This is a genomic window from Pseudomonas sp. CHM02 (assembly GCF_000612585.1).
Taxonomy (GTDB): domain Bacteria; phylum Pseudomonadota; class Gammaproteobacteria; order Pseudomonadales; family Pseudomonadaceae; genus Aquipseudomonas.
On sequence record NZ_JFCA01000039.1, the window covers coordinates 37,798 to 57,265 of the forward strand.

The following is a 19,468-nucleotide window of genomic DNA, read 5'->3' on the forward strand; positions in this document are numbered from 1 at the left end:
GAATTCCTGAGTGAAGTTACCAAAATGCTTCTGCTGTCATAGTATTGAACATGCTATAGCCAAATTGGGATTCTTTTCGATAGTCTTCTTTTGTAGAGTTCAGGGGGGGCTTTACTAGGTTTTTTATATCAAGTATGTTTGTTTTTGTGTTTCTTTCATAACGTAAGAATACAGATATTCCGTAGTTCTCCGCGCATAAGCTATAACAAACATTCATGAATTGAGGGCATGGAATAGGATGATTGTTGAATAGGCAGTAAATAGCTACTGCGCAGACTCGCGCTTCAACGCATGCTGTGAATGCAGATTTAGGAAGCATTTCAGCGTAGGCGGCGTCACCAATTACGTGGACGTAAGGTTTAATCGATGACTCAAAAGTCTTCGTGTCGATTGGACACCAGCCATGAGGTCCGGTTAGGTCGTTGAAATGTGCAAATGTGCCGGCTTTTTGAGGGGGGATGATATTCAATATGTCCGCTCTAATAGTTCCAGCGGAAGTTAGAATATCTCTGTTTCTTGGATTGACGGCTGAGACAATGCCACCCTTTTCCGAACTGATCCACTCAATAATACTGTTAGATGTTCCATAGCCATACAACTCCCTCCATGCTTTTTCAAAAAGCTCTTGCTTAGGAAAATCACTTTTTCCATCCAATATAATTATTTTTGATCGGCGCCTGTTTCTTTTTAGAAATTCCGCTATTAGACTTGCTCTTTCGTATGGTCCTGGCGGGCATTTGTAGTCGCCTGAAGGTGCGGAAATCAATACCGTTCCGCCGTCTCGTAACGACATAAGTTGTTTTTTTAAGATCGCTTGTTGCTCTCCACCTGACCATGCGTGTGGGAGTTGTTCGGAAACTTCAGGGCTATAACCTTCAATTGAGTCAAACTTGTAGCCTACGCCAATACCTACAACGCATCGGTCATAGCTGTGACTGCCAGAACGTTTCGTTAGTATTGTTTTCTTTTCATAGTCAATATGCGTGGCAGTATCGTGAATAACATGAATTGATTTTAGGTTAGACAGGTTTCTGTAGCTAAATGTTAGCGATTCTTTAGTGCGCTTACCTACTAAGTACTCGGCGCTGAGTGGGCATGAATGATAGTATTTGTTTGGTTCGATTAAAGTTATATGGAATGTGTTATCTAGCGCGTGTAGAGTGTTCGCAAGTGTGGCTCCAGCAAACCCACCCCCAATGATGACTATTTTTTTTGAGGCTGTAATCTGAGCTTTTTCTGTTGCGGCGCCCGAAGTATTAAGGGCGTAGCCAAGACTAGCCAGAATTAATTTTATAGCGTCTCTGCGTGATTTAGTCATAGTGGAGTAACTCCGAGTTTGTGGAAGCGCAAGAGTAAACGCTGAATCATACTCAGCGGTTCGCCTAGCTAAAAATAATAGCTATAGCCTTTATGTCCTGTTGGCTATATTGCTCCATGACTCTATTCATCATGGTCCCTTTTGTATTTTTGCTTTTATAGGCCATCAGTATTTGTGTTAATTGCTCCTCGTTTTTTTGATGGAACTGTGGTATTTCGTTTGAGTTGCTTCCTGTTATACCATGACAGTTTATGCAGCTATTTATAATCGTTAGGTTATTTACAATGCTGTCGGCAACTGATGAGTTGGCTAAGCTACATAGCATTAGGCTATAGAAAGCGGTTTTGGTAAGTTTCATGTTGGACCTACTGTTCGCATATTTTAGTTTTTTATCACCTCTCCAAAATAAACGTTTGAGTTCTCTAGGTACGGTTTTGATATTTCGTAGTTTCCGAATCGGGAAGAGTGCTTTTGCATGTAGTTCGCAAAAACTTCGGTGCTGCGAAATATGTCTTTCGCATTATCAAATGAAGCTTTGTTATTATAGATTATTAGATGTATAAGCGGTTCTCCTAGGGTTGTTGGTGCAATATTTATCACTTGAGTATTTTGTTTTTGCTTTCCCGAGTAAATACGCATGTATTTCGATTGGTTTTGCACAAAGTTTTCAAAAAACTCGCGCTCCATACCTTTAGGAGGGGTGAATACAATTGTTAGTACATGTGAGGTTGAAGTATCAGTTACGAGGTCGTTTGCATTTGATAAATTTACACTGGTAGCTATCAGTAAACCTAGCGCCATATGTATTGATTTTATAATATTCATGATGTTTTCTCTTAGTTAGTGTTGTTTTTCATCAGTGAATGTTCTGAATGAGCTGGGTGCAATGCTTGCATTCCATTGAATTGATGTATGATGTTTTAGTGGGAGTGAGTGGTTTGCTATAAAAGAAATTGCCCCGGACGCTAATAACGATGCAATGTTCATATTGGTGGGCCCGAAGCTGGGCATTATTGACGGATTAAGCTTTTTCCACTTACTTGCATTTGGGTGGATTTCACGGAGTTCTTCGTGAAGAGATACAGGGAAAAAATTAACAGCACATTGTCCGTGTAGATATCCACCACTCACGAATGGTGTTTCAGAGTGTTTTACTAGGTCTGCGCACTGAGCCGACATTGTTGGTGGGTCATCAGCAGTAACTAAAACGACGCTAAATTTCTTTTTTCCAACAAGTTGTCTTAGTCCGTTGAGGTCTAAGTGAGTCTGTAGGGTCGTGATGCTTGTGTCTTCAAATCGTTCCTCAATGGCTTTTTTTAATACTTCTACTTTGGGTTTTTTTATATCTTCAAGTTTCCAGAATAACTGCCGGTTTAAATTGCTTTTTTCTATAATGTCGGAGTCCACTAATGTTATGTTTTTGACTCCGCAGCCAGCTAACAGCAAAGCCGCCGTGCTGCCTATGCCTCCGCATCCTACGATTAAGAGGTTTGAATTTTCTATGGACTTAAAGTCGTCAATTATTTTTTTGCCATTTTGATTTGCACACATGAAAAAGCTAGCGGTCCGGCTGCTAATAGGGTTTGCGAGCAATGATGATAATTTTTCAATGTCTTTATGATCACCCTCTATCAACGATCCTGATTGTCGTAATCCTTCGGTTAAAGCTTCAATGGTTTGTTCGTGTAACTTAATTACTTTCTTTGGGCCATTTATATATGTGCAACCACCATATATGCAGTAGAAAGTTGAAGGGGCAATTAATCCAATTCTGTTGCCCTCCGCGTCGTGAAAAATAAGATTTTTAATTTGGGTGCAATTGTCCATATACGTTCCTTCGTTTTGATAGCAAGCGGAGAGCGTCTGCGTTGAATTCATTAGCTCTCCGCGCGCGTTAGCTTTGTTAGTTGCAAGATGCGTTTAGCCTTTTGTATTCGTCTATGAAGTGATCCTCCAGCGTTGACGTTAGGGGTACTGAGTTGGCCCTGTTTAATGACGTACTTTCTATTGCTTGTTCCGGATGACTTGACTTCATGCTTGGTGCTGCGTCAGAGATGGTGGAGAAGCCCAGAAGTATTGCTGTTATGCCATAAGGTATTTGCTTTTTCATTTTCAAAGAACTCTGTGTGTGGTGTGGGGTTTTGCTGAATTTGCGTTTTACATACTTGTTTGTGCTAGTTGTCTGGGCAAGTTGCGTCATGTAACTAAATATATCTTTGGATGTTTTGGGCGGTTTTGCTGTTTCGAGGATGTGAGTTCTGTGACGTTTTTTATAGCCTAATTCTTATTGTTGTGTGGCTTTTATCTTTTTTGCTTGTAGTCCTTATGTTTTATCATTTTGTTTTTTTGCGTAACTCATTGTTTTAGTGTGTGTTTTTTATTTCTGTAAAGTGTTGCATTAACCAAATGTTTATATTTCTAGACGATTTATATTTTCTTGTTCTTATAGAAAAATATGCTATGGAGGGCTAGTTCAATCTAGCCGCGTCGCCTCTTTTCCTAGCCCGACGGTCGTGAATCGCCCGTGGCCTCGCCAACTACAGCGCCCTGGAAGCACAGAAAATCATTGGACAATCCTCCGATGCGATTGTCGGACTCTTGGGTTACATGGCTGAACCGGAACTGGTGCACCGCGATAACCTGATCCTGGTTTAACCAAAGGAATACACGATGCGTTTAATGAAGGGATTGCTTGGCCTGGTGTTGGCCATGCCGTTGCTGGCCTCGGGCGAGGAAATCGGTCAGGTGTCGACTGTGTTCAAGTTTGTCGGCCCCAATGACCGGATTGTGGTCGAAGCGTTTGACGACCCCAAGGTCGATGGCGTGACCTGCTACCTGTCGCGCGCCAAGACCGGCGGCGTGAAAGGCGGCCTGGGCCTGGCCGAAGACCGCGCTGAAGCATCGATCGCCTGTCGCCAGGTGGGCCCGATCCGCTTCAAGGGCGAACTCAAGGACGGCGACGAAGTGTTCAAGGAGCGCACCTCGCTGGTGTTCAAGACCATGCAGGTGGTGCGCTTCCTCGACAAGAAGCGCAATACCCTGGTGTACCTGGTCTACAGCGATCGTTTGATCGAGGGCAGCCCGCAGAATGCTGTCACGGCCATTCCGATTCTGCCCTGGCCGACCGCTCAGTAACCCGCGGGCGAGTTTTGCAATCGGCGTCTATGATTGCAGGCTTGCGGGCTGTAATCTCGAAGCGTCGCAATGCGAAGAACATGGGATATCTGGAGTTCGTCATGAGTGCTTTCCACGACCTGAAACTCAAAGCTTTGGACGGACAAGACCTGCCGCTGGCGCCCTTCAAGGGGCACGTGGTGCTGGTGGTCAACGTGGCCTCCAAATGTGGTTTGACCCCGCAATATGCCGCGCTGGAAAACCTCTACCAGCAGTACAAGGACCAGGGGTTTACCGTGCTTGGCCTGCCGTGTAACCAGTTTGCAGGCCAGGAGCCAGGGACAGAAGAAGAGATCCAGGAGTTCTGCAGCCTGAACTACGGGGTGACATTCCCGCTGGGCAGCAAGCTAGAGGTCAACGGTCATGATCGTCATCAGCTGTACCGCTTGCTGGCGGGTGAGGGCGCCGAGTTCCCTGGGGATATCACCTGGAACTTCGAGAAATTCCTGTTGGGCAAGGATGGCCGAGTGCTCGCACGCTTCTCCCCGCGCACTGCGCCGGACGACCCGACGATCGTCCAGGCCATCGAAAAAGCCCTGGCCTGAACCCCGGGAGGCTTTTGTGTTGAGCAGGCTGTCTGTTATGAGCGGACTTGCTGTGGTGAACGGACTTGTTGTGGCAAGCCCGCTCACCACAAAGGCCTGCCAAGCCTGACCGCTCCAGGCTAGCGGCAAACAGGCCCTCGCGCTTTTACCCCTTAATCACCCAGATCAATAATGCTACCCAGCGCGTCGCACTCCCCATATTATCCACATCATAAACCCCGTCTTCCGTGGAGTGCCCCCATGCCTGTCCAAGCCTTGTTCAAACCGTTCCAGCTCGGTGCGTTGCAATTGTCGACCCGCGTCGTCATGGCGCCGATGACCCGCTCGTTCTCGCCGGGTGGCGTGCCCAACTCCAAAGTGATCGAGTACTACCGTCGCCGCGCCGCCGCCGGCGTGGGCTTGATCATCACTGAAGGCACAGTGGTCGGCCACCAGGCCTCCAACGGTTACCCCAATGTCCCGCACTTCTACGGTGAAGCCGCCCTGGCCGGCTGGAAGAAGGTGGTCGACGCGGTACACGCCGAAGGCGGCAAGATCGTCCCGCAGTTGTGGCACGTAGGCAGCGTGCGCCGTATCGGCACTGAACCTGACGCCAGCGTGCCGGCTTATGGCCCGATGGAAAAACTCAAGGATGGCAACGTGGTCGTGCATGGCATGACCCAGCAAGACATCAAGGATGTGATCAACGCCTTCGCCCAAGCCGCCAAGGATGCGCAGCGCATCGGCATGGATGGCGTGGAGATCCACGGCGCCCACGGCTATCTGGTCGACCAGTTCTTCTGGGAGGGCAGCAACCAGCGTACCGATGAATATGGCGGCAGCCTGGCCAACCGCTCGCGCTTTGCTATCGAGCTGATCCAGGCCACTCGCGCTGCAGTAGGCCCGGATTTCCCGATCATCTTCCGGTTCTCCCAGTGGAAGCAGCAGGACTACACCGCGCGCCTGGTGCAAACCCCCGAGGCGCTGGGCGAGTTTCTCAAGCCGTTGTCTGACGCCGGCGTGGATATTTTCCACTGCTCCACGCGTCGTTTCTGGGAGCCTGAATTCGAAGGTTCCGACCTCAACCTGGCCGGCTGGACCCGCCAGCTCACCGGCAAACCGACCATCACCGTGGGCAGCGTGGGCCTGGATGGCGAGTTCCTGCAGTTCATGGTCAATACCGACAAGGTCGCGCAACCGGCCAGCCTGGAGAAGCTGCTGGAGCGCTTGAACAACGACGAGTTCGACCTGGTCGCCGTGGGCCGTGCCCTGCTGGTGGACCCGGATTGGGCCGTGAAGGTTCGCGAAGGGCGCGAGGGCGATATCTTGCCTTTCAGTCGTGAGGCGTTGACGAGCCTGGTGTAAGCGGCGAAAGGACGGGCACCGGGTGCCCGTCCTCACACACGCCGCGTAGCTGGCGTTCGAATTGCTCGATGATCGCCGGCCAGCCCTGGCGGCTGGCATGTTGGCGAGCGTTCAGTCGAGCCCGGCGCAACGTCTCACGCTCTTCCAGCAGCCAGATAGCGGCATCGCAAAAGGCATTCTCATCCCCCGGCATCGCAAGCACGCCATTGTAGCCATGGCGGATATGCTGGGTTGCGGCTGCCTGATCGTACGCCACCACGCCGAGCCCGGAAGCCATGGCTTCGAGCACCACATTGCCGAAGGTTTCGGTCAGGCTTGGGAAAAGAAACAGATCCCCGCACGCATAATGACGGGCCAGTTCTTCACCGCGCTGGGTACCGCAGAACACCGCTTCGGGCAGTGCCTGCTCCAACAGCGGGCGTTGCGGACCATCGCCGACGATGATCAGCTTCAGTCGACGCCAGGGATAAGTGTCCTGCACCGCATCGAAGCAGCGTTTGAGCAGCCCGAGGTTCTTCTCCTGTGCCAGGCGCCCGACGTGCAGGACTGCAATGTCGTCGCTTTCCAGGCCCCAGCTTTCGCGCAAGGCATTGTCACGCTTGGCTGGGTGGAACAATTGGCTGTCCACCCCGCGCGACAACATTCCCAGGCGCTCGAAATGCCGACGCTCCAGCTCCAGGTGCTGGCTGGCGCTGGGCACCAGGGTCAGGGTGGAGCGATTATGAAACCAGCGCAGATAGTGAGTGACCATCCGGCTCAACAGGCTCAAGCCGTATTGGTTCGAGTACTGCTGGAAGTTGGTGTGAAAGCCGCTGACCACACTGATCCCCAGGCGCCGCGCCGCGCGTAAGGCGGATAGCCCCAAAGGCCCTTCGGTGGCGATGTACAGCACGTCCGGGCGCTGGCGGGTCCAACGCCGCAATAACTTATGCATCGACGACTGCCCCCACTGCAGGCCCGGATACCCCGGCAGCGGCCAGCCGCGACACAACAGCAATGCGTCATCGCTGGGGCGGCTCTGGTCGATGCCCTGGCGCGGCCGCACCAGCTCGACTTGATGGCCGCGCGCGCGCAAACCTTCACACAGGCGGCCAAGGGTATTGGCCACCCCGTTGATTTCTGGCGGGAAGGTTTCGGTAATGAGGGTGATGTGAAGCGAAGCTGTCGTCATGACCCACAGTGTCACTGTGGGCCATGTCGTCATTGTGTCATTGGGATGATGGATTTATGACGTGGTCACTTTTTGCTGCTGTGCCATCGCCTCGGCACCTTGCTCGCGCACCCAGAACAACGTGGCGCCGGCCACCGCCGCCGGCATCATCAGCAGGTTGACCACCGGCACCAGCAACACCAGGTAAACAATCCCGCCGAAGCTCATGCTCTGCCAGCGTTTCTGGCGCAGCCAGGCGAGCATCTCGTTCCAGCCAAGTTTGTGGTTGTCGGCCGGGTAGTCGATGTACTGGATCGCCATCATCCACACGCCAAACAACAGCCACAGCGGCGCGGCGATCAGGTTGACCACCGGAATGAACGACAGGATAAACAGGCCGATGGCCCGTGGCAGGAAGTAGCCCAGCTTGCGCATTTCCCGCGCCAGGGTGCGGGGGACCATGGCGATCAACTCGCCCCAACTGAAGGCCGGGAAATCATCGGTGCCTCGCACCACCACCTCGACTTTCTCTGAAAGAAAACCGTTGAAGGGCGCCGCGATAATATTGGCTAGCATGGTGAAGGTGAAAAACACCATCAGCACCACCAGCACCACAAACAGTGGCCACAGCAGGTAATTCAGGAAACTCAGCCAGTTCGGCAGCGTCGGCATCAAGTGGTCGACCCATAAACTGAACTGATGGCCGGCGAAATAGATCAAGCCGACGAACAGCACCAGGTTGATCGCCAACGGCAGCAGTACAAACAGACGCAGGCCGGGGCTCAGCACCAGTTTGAGGCCATCACGCAGGTATTGCGGGCCGGAAAGAGCAGGGGCGGGCATGGAGAACTCCGAGCAGGGGGACGAACGCGCCGACCTTACCGGCTTTGCACCGTGGGTGAAAGCAGCGACATCAGCAGTAACAAACCCATCGATCAACAGGGTCGACTGCATAGAGACCACCTATGAGCTGGATTGTTATTCCGTATTTCCTTAATCTTGCCCCCCTCGATACGCTGCACCCATTATTTTTCAGGGCCTGCGAGTTCAAGCCTTCCCCAAGTGCTTCGTGGTCCCTTTTTTATTCCAGCCGCCCTGTAGTCCGGGCGGTCGATAGGAGTGAGTCATGTCTGATACCCGTCATTCGCGAGTGATTATTCTCGGTTCCGGCCCTGCCGGTTACAGCGCTGCGGTCTACGCTGCCCGGGCCAACCTCAAGCCGCTGCTGATCACCGGCATGCAGGCGGGCGGTCAGTTGACCACCACCACTGAAGTCGACAACTGGCCGGGCGACGTCCACGGCCTGACCGGACCGGTGTTGATGGAGCGCATGAAAGAGCACGCCGAACGCTTCGAAACCGAGATCGTGTTTGATCACATCAACAAGGTCGACTTCTCCAAGAAGCCTTACAGCCTGACCGGCGACAGCGGCGTGTACACCTGTGATGCGCTGATCATCGCCACTGGCGCCAGCGCCCGTTACCTGGGCCTGCCATCGGAAGAAGCGTTCATGGGCAAAGGCGTTTCCGCCTGCGCGACCTGCGACGGTTTCTTCTACCGCAACAAGCCGGTTGCCGTGGTCGGTGGTGGCAACACTGCCGTGGAAGAGGCGCTGTACCTGGCCAACATCGCCAGCACCGTGACCCTGGTCCACCGCCGCGAGACCTTCCGCGCCGAGAAGATCCTGATCGACAAGCTGCACGCCCGTGTGGCCGAAGGCAAGATCATCCTCAAGCTCAACGCCACCCTGGATGAAGTCCTGGGCGACAACATGGGCGTGACCGGTGCTCGCCTGAAAAACAACGACGGCAGCTTCGACGAACTGAAAGTCGACGGCGTGTTCATCGCCATCGGCCACACCCCGAACACCTCGTTGTTCGAGGGCGTGCTGGAAGCCAAAGACGGCTACCTGGTGGTGCAGGGCGGCCGTGAAGGCAACGCGACTGCCACCAACATCGAAGGTATCTTCGCTGCCGGTGACGTGGCTGACCACGTCTACCGCCAGGCCATCACCTCGGCCGGCGCCGGTTGCATGGCGGCATTGGACGCAGAGCGTTACCTTGACGGTTTGAAGGACGCTGCGTTCTGAAACCGTTGAACTGAAAAAACCGGCTGCGAGGCCGGTTTTTTTATGTCTGTCGTTATCCACTGTAAGAGCCGGCTTGCCGGCGATGGCGTCCGAAAGCTCACCTCCGGGCTCAGGGCCCTATCGCCGGCAAGCCGGCTCCTACAAGGGGTTAGCGGCGGGTCAGGGGGTGTGCGCTGAACTTTACGCCGGCCAAGCCATGGGCGATCAATGCACGGATGTTTGCGTGGTCACTGCCTTCTGGCGTCGCCACCACCGAACGGTAATGCTCACCAAACGCCAGCAGCGCTTCCTGGTCGTTCAATCCTTCCAGCACTGCCAGTCCCAGCGTCTTGCACGACCCTTCGTTCTGCCCGGCGGCATTTTCTACCGCGCCGTTGGTGAACGCCTGTGGCTGGTACTCATAACCTGCAGCGACAAACGCCAGGGTATCGGCAAAAACATGTTCGCCGCTGTTGAGGCTGGCGCGTAGGGTGTTCAAATCAGTCATGGGTTTTTCCTTTGGTGAACGCGGCCTGTTGGTCGGCGCTGGCTTCTTTCTGGTATTGGGCTTTCCACTCGGCGTACGGCATGCCGTACACCACTTCACGGGCGTCATCGAGGCTCAGCTCGATCTGGCGCTCGTCGGCCTCGGCCTTGTACCACTTCGACAAGCAGTTGCGGCAGAAACCGGCGAGGTTCATCAGGTCGATGTTCTGCACATCCTTGCGGCTGTCCAGATGCGCCACCAGCCGGCGAAAAGCGGCGGCTTCGAGTTCAAGGCGTTGTTGGTCGTTCATAAGGTTTACGCACATCTCAGGGGTTAACGGCTGGCCGCCAGGGTAATCGAAACCGACTCCGCAAAGCGCAACGCATGGGGCTTGTCCACTTCCACTTCGGCGTACAGCACCGACTCATTGCTCATCACCAGGTCCAGCAGCTCCTGAGTCAGGCGCTCCAGCAGTGCGAAGCGATTACCCTCGACGTGGGCGATGATCGCCTTGGTGATGGTGCGGTAGTTCAACGCATGGTCGATATCGTTGTCGCGCACGGCTTCCTGGGCGGCATACAGGATGGTCAGGTTGATCAGCACATCCTGCTTGTTGAGGATTTCGTCCTCGTTGATGCCGATGTAGGTGCGCAGGCACAGGTCCTTGACCCGGATGCGCGCCATGCCTGGTTGAAGTTGTGGCATTGCTACTTGCTCCGTCCGATCAGTTGCAGGAACTCCATGCGCGTGGTGTTCGACTCGCGGAAGGCGCCGAGCATCACCGAGGTGTTCATGGTTGAGTTCTGTTTTTCCACGCCGCGCATCATCATGCACATGTGCTTGGCCTCGATCACCACCGCCACGCCGGCTGCCTGGGTCACGTCCTGGATGGCGTCGGCGATCTGCCGTGTGAGGTTTTCCTGGATCTGCAGGCGACGGGCGAACATGTCGACGATGCGCGCCAGCTTCGACAGGCCCAGCACCTTGCCGGTCGGGATGTAGGCCACGTGGGCCTTGCCGATAAACGGCAGCAGGTGGTGCTCGCACAGCGAGTACAACTCGATGTCCTTGAGGATCACCATCTCGTCGTTGTCAGAGGCAAACAATGCGCCGTTGACGATCTCTTCCAGGTTCTGCTCGTAGCCATGACACAGGTATTGCATGGCCTTGGCGGCGCGCTTGGGGGTGTCGAGCAAGCCTTCGCGCTCGGGGTCTTCGCCCAAGCCCTTGAGGATCTCGCGGTAATGGTGGGGCAGGGATAAGGTCATACAACACATCCTCACAAACGGCTTACTTGATATGCCGCCCGCCGTTGACGGCCAGGGTGGTACCGGTGACATAAGGGTTATCCAGCAGGTAACGCACGCTCTGGTAGATCACCTCGGGCCCGGGTTCGATACCCAGTGCCGATTTGGCCAGTACCTTGGCGCGGTAGGCTGCGTCGTCGCCGTCGTTGAACATCACCATCGCCGGCGCGATGCCGTTGACCTTGATCAACGGCGCGAACTGCGCGGCAAACGACAACGTGAGGCTGTCGAGCCCGGCCTTGGTGGCGCAATAGGCGATGTGCTGGCGGCTGCCCTTGCGCACCACGTCATCGCTGATATGCACGATGTCGGCGGGTGAAGAGCGTTGCAGCAAGGGTGAACAATGCAGGTTGATCAGATACGGCGCAAGCATGTGCACGCTGAACATGTCGGTAAACGCGTGGCTGTGCTCGTCGGACGTTTCCGCAATCCAGGCGGAGGCATTGTGGATGATCGCGCGCAGGCTTTGCGCATGGGTGTTCAGCTCAGCAATAAACGCGAGAATCCCGGCCTCGCTGGAGAAGTCGGCAAACACACCTATCGCACCGCGTTCGCGCAAGGCCTGCACGCCGGGGCGTTCGCTGCGGTAGCTGAAAATCACCGGGTGACCGTCGTCCAGCAGGCGCATGGCGCAATGCAGGCCGACACGTTGGCCGGCACCGGTGATCAGGATCGGGGCGTTTGTTGCAGTCATGGGGGGCTCGAATCGCTGGCAGATTGAAACTATACCAGCGAGCGGCCCCGCCTGTATTCACGCCGCGGCTTCGGTGGCCTTGCGCGGTGCCGGCGCAGGATGCAGCCAGTTCGCCAACAGGTGGGTCGACAGCGGGATGAACCAGTAGACCATCAGTGGCGTCAGCGCGAGGGTACTGACCAGCACGCGTGGCGCCAGGTCCAGTTCGCTCAGCAGCGGCCCCAGGACGAAGTTGAACAGCAGCGACACCGGGAAAAACGCCAGCCAGATCGCCACCGCCTGCTTCCAGCGCGGCGGGCGTGCACCCACGGTGCCGAACCAGCCATCGATGCCGCGTACGCGGTGCTCGGACGGGTCTGCAAACAAGTCGCTGCCACGGCTCAGCCACGCGCTGCGGGAGGCGGAAAACTCCCAGGCATGCAGGGTCTTTTCGTCGGCGAAGCGGAAAATGATCTGGAATTCGTCATCATTGGGCGGCGGCGCGAGCACGCCTGAGCCCAGGTAGCCGGGAAAGTCCGTGGCCAATTGCTCGCCTTCGCGCAGCCAGGCCATCAGTTCTTCGTAGCGACCCTTGGCCACGCGGCGCGCAACCATCAGGGTGACGGGTGAGGTAGACATTGTGTATCTCCAGTAATCGGGTGCGCTGAACCGGGTAGGTGGCACACAGGCGTAGCTGCGGGGTAATGCGGCCGCGCTAAAAAACAGGCAAGGATTATTCCTGTTTTGCAAAAATACGCCAGACACTTTGGTCGGTTCGCTTGGCAGCTTGAATCGGACAGTTGATTAGGCGTTAAATGGGATCCACATTTACACGGATGTTTCCGACCTCAAATGCCCGAAATTACTGCGCCTCTTCGTGAAATGGCCCATGGCGTCCCTTCGGATTCCGATGCGTTGTTGCCTATTCGGGAAGTCTCGAGATTGACAGGTGTCAATCCGGTCACACTGCGTGCGTGGGAGCGGCGTTACGGCCTGATCCAGCCCACGCGCACCGAAAGTGGGCATCGCCTCTACTCCAGGACCGATATTGAGACGGTCAACCGTATTCTCGACTGGATCGAGCGCGGTGTGGCCGTGAGCAAGGTGGGCAAGATTCTCGCTCGTGACGATCAGCAAGCCGACGCAGTGCGTGCCGAGCGGGATACCGTCGAGGAAAATGAATGGCCGCAATGGCAGGCCCGGCTGATGCAGGCTGTCAGTGACTTCGACGACCGGCAGCTGGAGAGCCTCTACGGCCAGGTGCTCGCCACCTATCCCCTCAGCGTGGCGTTCCAGGACATCCTGATGCCTTTGTGGAGCACCCTGTTGCGTCACCAGGGCCGCTTCGGCCAAGCCAGTGAATGGCTGTTCTTCGACAATTTCCTGCAGGGGCGCGCTTTGCAGCGCCTGCATCTTGCGGGTGCCACGACGTCCGCACGGGTGTTGCTGGCGGCTATTCCCGGGGAGTGCCGCAAATTGGAGTTGCTGGTTGCCGCGCTGTTGATGAGTCGGGATGACCTGGCCGTGCAGGTGCTGGCCATGGGGCAACCGCTCGATGAGTTGACGCTGGTATGTGAGAAGAATCGACCCCAGGGGCTGATCCTCTTTTCCAATCACTCACACAACCATGACCTGGCTGGGCGCCTGAATCGCTTGGCGTTGACCCTGGATTGCCCGCTGTTCCTCGCCGGTGTCGCTTCTGACCTGGCAGGCGCGGACCTGGCGGGCACGTCCATCGGCTGCCTGGGCAATGACGGTCGCTCGATGCAGCGCCGCTTGCAGCAGTTTCTGGGCGGGACCCTGGATACCTGAGCTCAGGCGTGCATTTGCGGGTGGGCAAGACGGTGCTGGTGCAGGATGAACTGGCGCAGACGCTCGGTTTCATCCACATCGTTTTGGCTCAAGCGGTAGGCAAACAACCCACGCGCGGTTTCGCGCTCGAACGTACCGCGCAGCGCAATGCGTTCATAGCCCGACGGGCTGAACCACAGGGAAAAGGTTTTCGGCGGTTTGATCCGGCCGCGAATCTCCACCAATACGCCCTTGAATGACACCTCGTGCACCCATAACGCGCCCGGGTTGCCCTTGATGTTTTCCAGTGCCACCGGTGACTCGAGCGCCAGGCGCCACGGGCGGATCATCGGCCCGTCTTCGAAAATGCTCGGCACACCCAGGCGCAAATGCACCGCATGGAACTCATCCTCCACCAGATGCAGGGGGAAGGTGAGTTGCTGGTTATCGAATTGCGCCTGGAGGGTGACGTGGTCGTGGGCGGCCAGTCGAGTGAGCAAATCGCGCAGTTGCGCACCGCCATTGACGGTCAGGCTCGACGAAGCATCCCGCAGGTTGAGCTGTGGGTTGTGCTGCATGTTTTGAATGAAATCCAGCTCATCCTGGGTCAGAAGCGCGTGGCGTTGCATCGATAGGACTCAATGGGGGGGGGAGGGTATTAAAATGCCATTATCCTCCCTAAAGACCGCATTTTCTAAATTTTGTTAGATCCGCTCGTCGCTTTGAGCGCCGCCAACTCGGCCTTGACCTGGGCCAGCTCGGTTTCCAGTTGAGTCACACGCTGCTGGGCCTTGACCTGAAGGGTGACGTCCTTTTGCACGCCGACGAAATACGTCTGCTTGTCTGCCTCGTTGTACACCGTCGAAAGCGACAGCTCGTTCCAGAAATGGCTGCCGTCCTTGCGATAATTGCGCAGGATTTCCCGGCAGGAACCGCCACTCTCCAAGGCTTCACGGATGGCCATCAGGGCCGGCTGGTCGCGGTCGCCCGATTGCAGGAAGCGGCAATCCTGGTAAAGGATTTCATCGAGGGTGTAGCCGGTGAGCCGTTCGAATGCCGGGTTGACGTAGATCAGCGGCTTGTCCTTGCCTTCGCGTTCGGCGACGACGATGCCGTCGTTGGAGGCGTTCACGACCAGTTGCATCAGCTTGGCGTTAATCATTGAGCGGTCCATGGCGTGTGATGAGAGTTGGCAGTTTATGACATGCCCTGAATGTTGCACGGGATGCGCCGAAATATTTGCGTCAGCTGTTAATATCCCAGGCTTTCGCTCAACTACAGGATCAGATTGATGAAAGTCGCCATCCTTTCCGGCTCGGTCTACGGCACGGCTGAAGAAGTTGCCCGTCACGCTGCCGACCTCCTCAAAGAGGCCGGCTTCGAAGCCTGGCACAACCCCCGCGCCAGCCTGGCGGATGTGCAGGCCTTTGCGCCGGAGGCCTTTCTGGCGGTGACCTCCACCACCGGCATGGGCGAGCTGCCCGACAACTTGCAACCGCTGTATTCAACGATTCGCGACCAACTGCCCGCCGCCTGGCGCGGCCTGCCCGGCGCGGTGATCGGCCTGGGCGACGCCAGCTACGGCGATACCTTCTGTGGTGGAGGCGAGCAAATGCGCGAGCTGTTTGCCGAACTGGGCGTGCGCGAAGTGCTGCCGATGCTGCGCCTGGACGCGAGTGAAAGCGTCACCCCGGAAGCCGACGCCGAACCATGGCTGGCTGAGTTGGTCACTGCACTGCGCGCTTGACCGGAAACTCGCGCAGTAACGCCAGCCAGGCCTGGGCGGCTTTCGACAGGTAGGCGCCCTCACGCCAGATAAACGCAATGTCCCAGCGCAGGTACTCGGGCGCCTCCAGCGTGAGGCGTACCACGCCCGGCCGTACCAGCCCACGGGCGACTACGCTGGGCAGCAGCACCACGCCTTGGCCGGCAGCGACAAGAGCGGCGAGAAAGTCAGCCTGGCCACTGCGGCCGATCTCCTTCGGTGTGAAGCCCACTTGCTGGCAGGCCTGGATCAACCGATCGTTGAGGACAAAGCTGCGCTGGTACATCAGGAACGGTGTGTCCGCCAGTTCCTCCAGTCGCACCTGTGCGTTGTGTGCCAGCGGGTGCTCCATCGGCAGCAGGGCGTCGAGCGGTTCATCACAGAACGCTTGCCGCGCGAATGCCGGGTCACTGGACATCAAGCAGCCGCCCACATCCAACTCACCGTTGAGGATCGCGTGTTCGATCGTACGGCTGCCGCCTTCCAGCAACTGGATAGTGACGTTGGGGTAGCGCCTGCGGTACTCGGCAAACAACCCGGCGAACAATGTATCGCCCGCCAATAGCGGCAGGCCCAGGCGCAACTCGCCGCGGGTCAGTTGCTGCATATCATCCAGCTCGCTGAGCAACTCGCTCTGCAAGCGCAACATGGCCTCCGCGCGGTGCAGCACCACCTCACCGGCTGCGGTCAGGCGGGTCTGCGAGCCGGTGCGCTCCAGCAGTGGCGTACCAAGGCTTTGTTCCAGTTGTGCAACTTGTTTGCTGACGGCGGATTGGCTGATATGCAGGGTTTTCCCTGCCTGGGTGAAGCCACCCCTGTGGATGACTTCGACGAAACTGCGCAGTTGCTTGAATTCCATGGGCGAATTCCAGATTGGAATAGTTGGCAGTCTAACAATTCGCTGTGGTGATGGGGCATGCCTCTTTAAAATGAAGGCCTGCGAGGACCCAAAGCCCATGAAACGTTTCACCCGCTTGTTGATTGAACTGGTCGTGCTATTGGCCATTTACCTGCTCGGCTGCCAACTGGCGACATGGCTGGCGTGGCCGGTGCCGGGCGGTGTGGTAGGCCTGGGCCTGCTGTTGGCAACCTTCGCCAGCGGCCTGGTGAAACCGGCGACCCTGCAATTGGGCGCAGGTGTGTTGATGGCCGAGATGCTGCTGTTCTTCATCCCCGCCTTGATGAGCCTGCTGGACTACGGCGGCCTGTTGCGCAATGACGGTTGGCGCATCCTGCTGGTGATCGGTTTCAGCACCTTGGCGGTGATGCTGGTCACGGCGTTCACCGTGGAGTTGGTGTGCCGCTGGAGGCTGCGCCATGAAGCTTGAACTGATGCCGGTGTTCTGGCTCGCCTTGACCCTGGGCGCGTATATCTTCAGCCGCTGGATCTATCGTCGCACCGGGCGCTACCTGCTGTCGCCGTTGATCCTGGTGCCTGTGCTGTTGCTGGCGGTGGCCGTGCCGATGAACACCGCCTATGCCGAATATTCCGCCGACACCCACTGGCTGATGCTGGTGCTGGGCCCGGTGACCGTGGCGTTTGCCGTACCGATCTGGCAGCAGCGGCGGCTGCTGGCGCGGCATTGGTCGGCGCTGTTGCTGGGGATGATCGCAGGCAGTGCTGCGTCCATCGCCACGTCGTTCGGCCTGGCCAAAGCGTTGGCTTTGGACAGTTCGGTGACGATGTCCCTGGTGCCGCGTTCTATCACCACGCCCTTCGCCATGCCGGTGTCCTCTGACTTGGGCGGCGTGCCGGAACTGACGGCGGTGTTCGTGATGTTCACCGGTGTGTTCGGCGCCATGCTCGGCGGCGTACTGCTCAAGTGGCTGCCACTGCGCACCCCCCTGGCGCGCGGCGCATTGTTCGGTGTGGGCGCCCACGGTGCGGGCGTGAGCCGGGCTCACGAAGTGGGGGGCGAAGAGGGTTCGGTCGCCGGTTTGGTGATGGTACTGACGGGCCTGCTCAACCTGTTCGCCGCGCCTTTATTGGCGGCACTTCTCTGACGTCGCGCATGCAGATTCAAACTATTCTCAACGCTGACTCGTACGGTCATCAAGCTGGCTGCCAAGGCAACTCCTGCCGTCGCGAGGTCTGACTAGACTGACCCATCACTCAAAAAAACAATAACAAAGTGCGCCAAGGAGGTCGTTACCGTGAGCCTAGCCCCCGTTCTATCGCCACAGAATGTCAAAGATCAGGTCAGCGCTGCCGAATGGCAAACCCGCGTCGACCTGGCCGCCTGTTATCGCCTGGTGGCGATGCAGGGTTGGGATGACCTGATCTTCACCCATATCTCGGCCAAGGTGCCGGGCACCGAGGATTTCCTGATCAACCCCTATGGGCTGATGTTCCATGAGATCACTGCGTCGAGCCTGGTCAAGGTCGACCAGGCCGGCAACAAACTGATGGACAGCCCCTACGAGATCAACCCCGCGGGCTACACCATCCACAGCGCCATCCATGAAGTGCGTCACGACGTGACCTGCGTGCTGCACACTCACACCGCCTCCGGTGTTGCGGTGGCTGCGCAGAAGCAGGGTGTATTGCCGATCAGCCAGCAGTCGATATTCGTGCTGTCGAGCCTGGCCTATCACGCCTATGAAGGCGTGGCGCTGAACCACGAAGAGAAGGCCCGTTTGCAAGCCGACCTGGGCGACAACAACTTCCTGATGCTGCATAACCACGGTCTGCTGACCTGCGGCAGCACCATTGCCGACACCTTTTTGATGATGTTTACCTTCCAGCGCGCCTGCGATATCCAGGTACTGGCGCAAAACGGTGGCGCTGAGTTGATCGCCATCGGGCCGCAGATACTCGCCGGTGCCAAGGCGATGGTGGCGGCTGTCACAAAGAGTGCTCAAGGTATGGGGGGCGCGCTGGCCTGGCCGGCGTTGCTGCGCAAGTTGGACGCTCAAGACCCTGGGTATAGAAGCTGATGCCACTCGCCGAGATCCCGCTGAGTGTCTGGCGCAAGCGCAGCCAGACGTTCGACTTCCACGGTCGCACCATCCACTATTGGGTGGCGGGCCAGGGTGAGCCGTTGTTGTTGATCCATGGCTTCCCCACTGCCAGCTGGGACTGGCATTACCTGTGGCAGCCCCTGACCCAGCGCAACCTGGTGATTGCCTGCGACATGCTCGGTTTTGGCGATTCGGCCAAACCCCTGGATCACGGTTATTGCCTGCTGGAGCAAGCGGATTTGCAGCAGGCATTGCTGGAGCACCTGCGCGTGGAGCAACCGGTGCACGTGCTGGCCCACGACTACGGCGACAGCGTTGCCCAGGAACTGCTGGCGCGGCATTACGAAGGTCGCTTCCATATGGCCAGCTGTGTGTTTCTCAACGGTGGGCTGTTCCCCGAAACCCATCGCCCGGCGCTGGTACAAAAACTGTTGCTCAGCCCCTTGGGCTGGATGATCGGCCGCGCCTTCGGGCGCAATGCTCTGGCGAACAGCTTCAATCAGATCTTCGGCCCCGATACCCGCCCCAGCGAGAGCGCCCTGGATGATTTCTGGAGCCTGATCGACTGTCATGAAGGTACGCGCATCCTGCACAAACTCATTGCCTATATTCCCCAGCGACGGCGCCTGCGCGATCGTTGGGTGGACGCCATGCAACAGGGGGGAGTGCCGCTGCGGGTGATCGATGGCGAGATCGATCCGATCTCCGGCGCCCACATGGTGGAGCGTTACCATGAGTTGGTGCCCCACGCCGACACGGTGCTGCTGGCCAATATTGGTCACTACCCGCAGATCGAAGCGCCAGCGCTGGTGCTCAAGCACTACTTGGCGTTTCGTGATCGAGTCGGGCAGCCGGCGTCGCGAATGGCCTATTCCTGACGGTAGG

Annotated in this window: 25 protein-coding genes and 1 pseudogene; 11 read left to right on the forward strand and 15 right to left on the reverse strand. The window is 56.9% G+C overall.

The window, feature by feature from the left end; genetic code table 11:
* Positions 1-16: 16 nt before the first annotated feature.
* The 4 genes from BM70_RS32630 to BM70_RS32635 form a co-directional block, all read right to left on the reverse strand.
* Positions 17-1,318 (reverse strand): FAD-dependent oxidoreductase, encoded by a 1,302-nt coding sequence (locus BM70_RS32630; RefSeq protein ID WP_043274331.1) that lies wholly within the window; start codon positions 1,316-1,318, stop codon positions 17-19.
* Positions 1,319-1,382: 64 nt separating this feature from the next.
* The gene (locus BM70_RS33370) at positions 1,383-1,676 is read right to left on the reverse strand and encodes a hypothetical protein (RefSeq protein WP_177326578.1); all 294 of its coding nucleotides are present in this window, start codon (positions 1,674-1,676) and stop codon (positions 1,383-1,385) included.
* Positions 1,677-1,699: 23 nt separating this feature from the next.
* Entirely contained in the window at positions 1,700-2,143 is a 444-nt protein-coding gene (locus tag BM70_RS33155) for a hypothetical protein (RefSeq protein WP_155952184.1), read from the reverse strand.
* 15 nt (positions 2,144-2,158) lie between these two features.
* The gene (locus BM70_RS32635; RefSeq protein WP_177326579.1) at positions 2,159-3,145 is read right to left on the reverse strand and encodes a ThiF family adenylyltransferase; all 987 of its coding nucleotides are present in this window, start codon (positions 3,143-3,145) and stop codon (positions 2,159-2,161) included.
* A 690-nt stretch (positions 3,146-3,835) separates the two neighbouring features.
* Here BM70_RS32635 and BM70_RS33160 point away from each other — a divergent pair.
* The 4 genes and pseudogenes from BM70_RS33160 to BM70_RS0122190 form a co-directional block, all read left to right on the forward strand.
* Positions 3,836-3,973 (forward strand): annotated as a pseudogene (locus BM70_RS33160) (glutamate 5-kinase); the annotation flags it as partial.
* A 15-nt stretch (positions 3,974-3,988) separates the two neighbouring features.
* Positions 3,989-4,453 carry a CreA family protein gene (locus BM70_RS0122180; protein ID WP_025858043.1) on the forward strand — a complete coding sequence of 155 codons (465 nt, stop codon included), beginning with the start codon at positions 3,989-3,991 and terminating at the stop codon, positions 4,451-4,453.
* A gap of 101 nt (positions 4,454-4,554) precedes the next feature.
* A complete protein-coding gene (locus tag BM70_RS0122185) occupies positions 4,555-5,037 on the forward strand; it encodes a glutathione peroxidase (protein ID WP_025858044.1) in 483 nt (160 codons plus the stop codon).
* Between the two features lie 240 nt (positions 5,038-5,277).
* Positions 5,278-6,381, forward strand: coding sequence for an NADH:flavin oxidoreductase (locus tag BM70_RS0122190; RefSeq protein WP_025858046.1), 1,104 nt, complete (start codon positions 5,278-5,280; stop codon positions 6,379-6,381).
* On the opposite strand, the gene BM70_RS0122195 is transcribed toward BM70_RS0122190, so the two are convergent.
* Positions 6,350-7,552 (reverse strand): glycosyltransferase family 1 protein, encoded by a 1,203-nt coding sequence (locus BM70_RS0122195; RefSeq protein WP_025858047.1) that lies wholly within the window; start codon positions 7,550-7,552, stop codon positions 6,350-6,352. The two genes, BM70_RS0122190 and BM70_RS0122195, sit on opposite strands and share 32 nt — an antisense overlap.
* Before the next feature lie 54 nt (positions 7,553-7,606).
* A complete protein-coding gene (gene cysZ / locus BM70_RS0122200) occupies positions 7,607-8,374 on the reverse strand; it encodes a sulfate transporter CysZ (protein WP_025858048.1) in 768 nt (255 codons plus the stop codon).
* 283 nt (positions 8,375-8,657) lie between these two features.
* Here cysZ and trxB point away from each other — a divergent pair, with 283 nt between their 5' ends.
* Entirely contained in the window at positions 8,658-9,620 is a 963-nt protein-coding gene (gene trxB / locus BM70_RS0122205; RefSeq protein ID WP_025858049.1) for a thioredoxin-disulfide reductase, read from the forward strand.
* 148 nt (positions 9,621-9,768) lie between these two features.
* Here the strand turns inward: trxB and BM70_RS0122210 are convergent, their stop codons facing one another.
* The 6 genes from BM70_RS0122210 to BM70_RS0122235 are packed head-to-tail and all read right to left on the reverse strand — an operon-like array spanning position 9,769 to position 12,705.
* On the reverse strand, positions 9,769-10,107 hold the full coding sequence (locus BM70_RS0122210; RefSeq protein ID WP_025858050.1) for a HopJ type III effector protein: 339 nt from the start codon (positions 10,105-10,107) through the stop codon (positions 9,769-9,771).
* Positions 10,100-10,396 carry a DUF1244 domain-containing protein gene (locus BM70_RS0122215; protein WP_025858051.1) on the reverse strand — a complete coding sequence of 99 codons (297 nt, stop codon included), beginning with the start codon at positions 10,394-10,396 and terminating at the stop codon, positions 10,100-10,102. Before BM70_RS0122215 ends, BM70_RS0122210 begins: the two co-directional genes overlap by 8 nt.
* Before the next feature lie 23 nt (positions 10,397-10,419).
* Complete coding sequence (gene folX, locus BM70_RS0122220) at positions 10,420-10,791, reverse strand: dihydroneopterin triphosphate 2'-epimerase (protein WP_003176029.1); 372 nt, start codon at positions 10,789-10,791, stop codon at positions 10,420-10,422.
* 2 nt (positions 10,792-10,793) lie between these two features.
* The gene (gene folE / locus BM70_RS0122225) at positions 10,794-11,354 is read right to left on the reverse strand and encodes a GTP cyclohydrolase I FolE (protein WP_025858052.1); all 561 of its coding nucleotides are present in this window, start codon (positions 11,352-11,354) and stop codon (positions 10,794-10,796) included.
* A gap of 22 nt (positions 11,355-11,376) precedes the next feature.
* The gene (gene folM, locus BM70_RS0122230; protein WP_025858053.1) at positions 11,377-12,087 is read right to left on the reverse strand and encodes a dihydromonapterin reductase; all 711 of its coding nucleotides are present in this window, start codon (positions 12,085-12,087) and stop codon (positions 11,377-11,379) included.
* A gap of 57 nt (positions 12,088-12,144) precedes the next feature.
* Positions 12,145-12,705 carry an antibiotic biosynthesis monooxygenase gene (locus BM70_RS0122235; RefSeq protein WP_025858054.1) on the reverse strand — a complete coding sequence of 187 codons (561 nt, stop codon included), beginning with the start codon at positions 12,703-12,705 and terminating at the stop codon, positions 12,145-12,147.
* Between the two features lie 213 nt (positions 12,706-12,918).
* On the opposite strand from BM70_RS0122235, the gene BM70_RS0122240 reads away from it, so the two are divergent.
* Entirely contained in the window at positions 12,919-13,878 is a 960-nt protein-coding gene (locus BM70_RS0122240; RefSeq protein WP_043274332.1) for a MerR family transcriptional regulator, read from the forward strand.
* A 2-nt stretch (positions 13,879-13,880) separates the two neighbouring features.
* Here BM70_RS0122240 and BM70_RS0122245 read toward each other — a convergent pair whose 3' ends face one another.
* Entirely contained in the window at positions 13,881-14,486 is a 606-nt protein-coding gene (locus tag BM70_RS0122245) for a hypothetical protein (protein WP_025858056.1), read from the reverse strand.
* Between the two features lie 65 nt (positions 14,487-14,551).
* Positions 14,552-15,019, reverse strand: coding sequence for a PAS domain-containing protein (locus tag BM70_RS0122250; RefSeq protein ID WP_025858057.1), 468 nt, complete (start codon positions 15,017-15,019; stop codon positions 14,552-14,554).
* A 129-nt stretch (positions 15,020-15,148) separates the two neighbouring features.
* Between BM70_RS0122250 and BM70_RS0122255 the strand changes: the two genes are divergently transcribed.
* Complete coding sequence (locus tag BM70_RS0122255) at positions 15,149-15,604, forward strand: flavodoxin (RefSeq protein WP_025858058.1); 456 nt, start codon at positions 15,149-15,151, stop codon at positions 15,602-15,604.
* Here the strand turns inward: BM70_RS0122255 and BM70_RS0122260 are convergent.
* A complete protein-coding gene (locus BM70_RS0122260) occupies positions 15,585-16,481 on the reverse strand; it encodes a LysR family transcriptional regulator (RefSeq protein WP_025858059.1) in 897 nt (298 codons plus the stop codon). The genes BM70_RS0122255 and BM70_RS0122260 overlap by 20 nt on opposite strands.
* A gap of 97 nt (positions 16,482-16,578) precedes the next feature.
* Here BM70_RS0122260 and BM70_RS0122265 point away from each other — a divergent pair, with 97 nt between their 5' ends.
* From BM70_RS0122265 to BM70_RS0122280, 4 genes are all read left to right on the forward strand, one after another.
* Positions 16,579-16,950, forward strand: coding sequence for a CidA/LrgA family protein (locus tag BM70_RS0122265; RefSeq protein ID WP_025858060.1), 372 nt, complete (start codon positions 16,579-16,581; stop codon positions 16,948-16,950).
* A complete protein-coding gene (locus tag BM70_RS0122270; RefSeq protein ID WP_025858061.1) occupies positions 16,940-17,626 on the forward strand; it encodes an LrgB family protein in 687 nt (228 codons plus the stop codon). The genes BM70_RS0122265 and BM70_RS0122270 overlap by 11 nt, the downstream gene beginning before the upstream one ends.
* Positions 17,627-17,776: 150 nt before the next feature.
* Positions 17,777-18,559 carry a class II aldolase/adducin family protein gene (locus BM70_RS0122275; RefSeq protein WP_025858062.1) on the forward strand — a complete coding sequence of 261 codons (783 nt, stop codon included), beginning with the start codon at positions 17,777-17,779 and terminating at the stop codon, positions 18,557-18,559.
* Entirely contained in the window at positions 18,559-19,461 is a 903-nt protein-coding gene (locus tag BM70_RS0122280) for an alpha/beta fold hydrolase (RefSeq protein WP_025858063.1), read from the forward strand. The genes BM70_RS0122275 and BM70_RS0122280 overlap by 1 nt, the downstream gene beginning before the upstream one ends.
* Positions 19,462-19,468 lie beyond the last annotated feature (7 nt).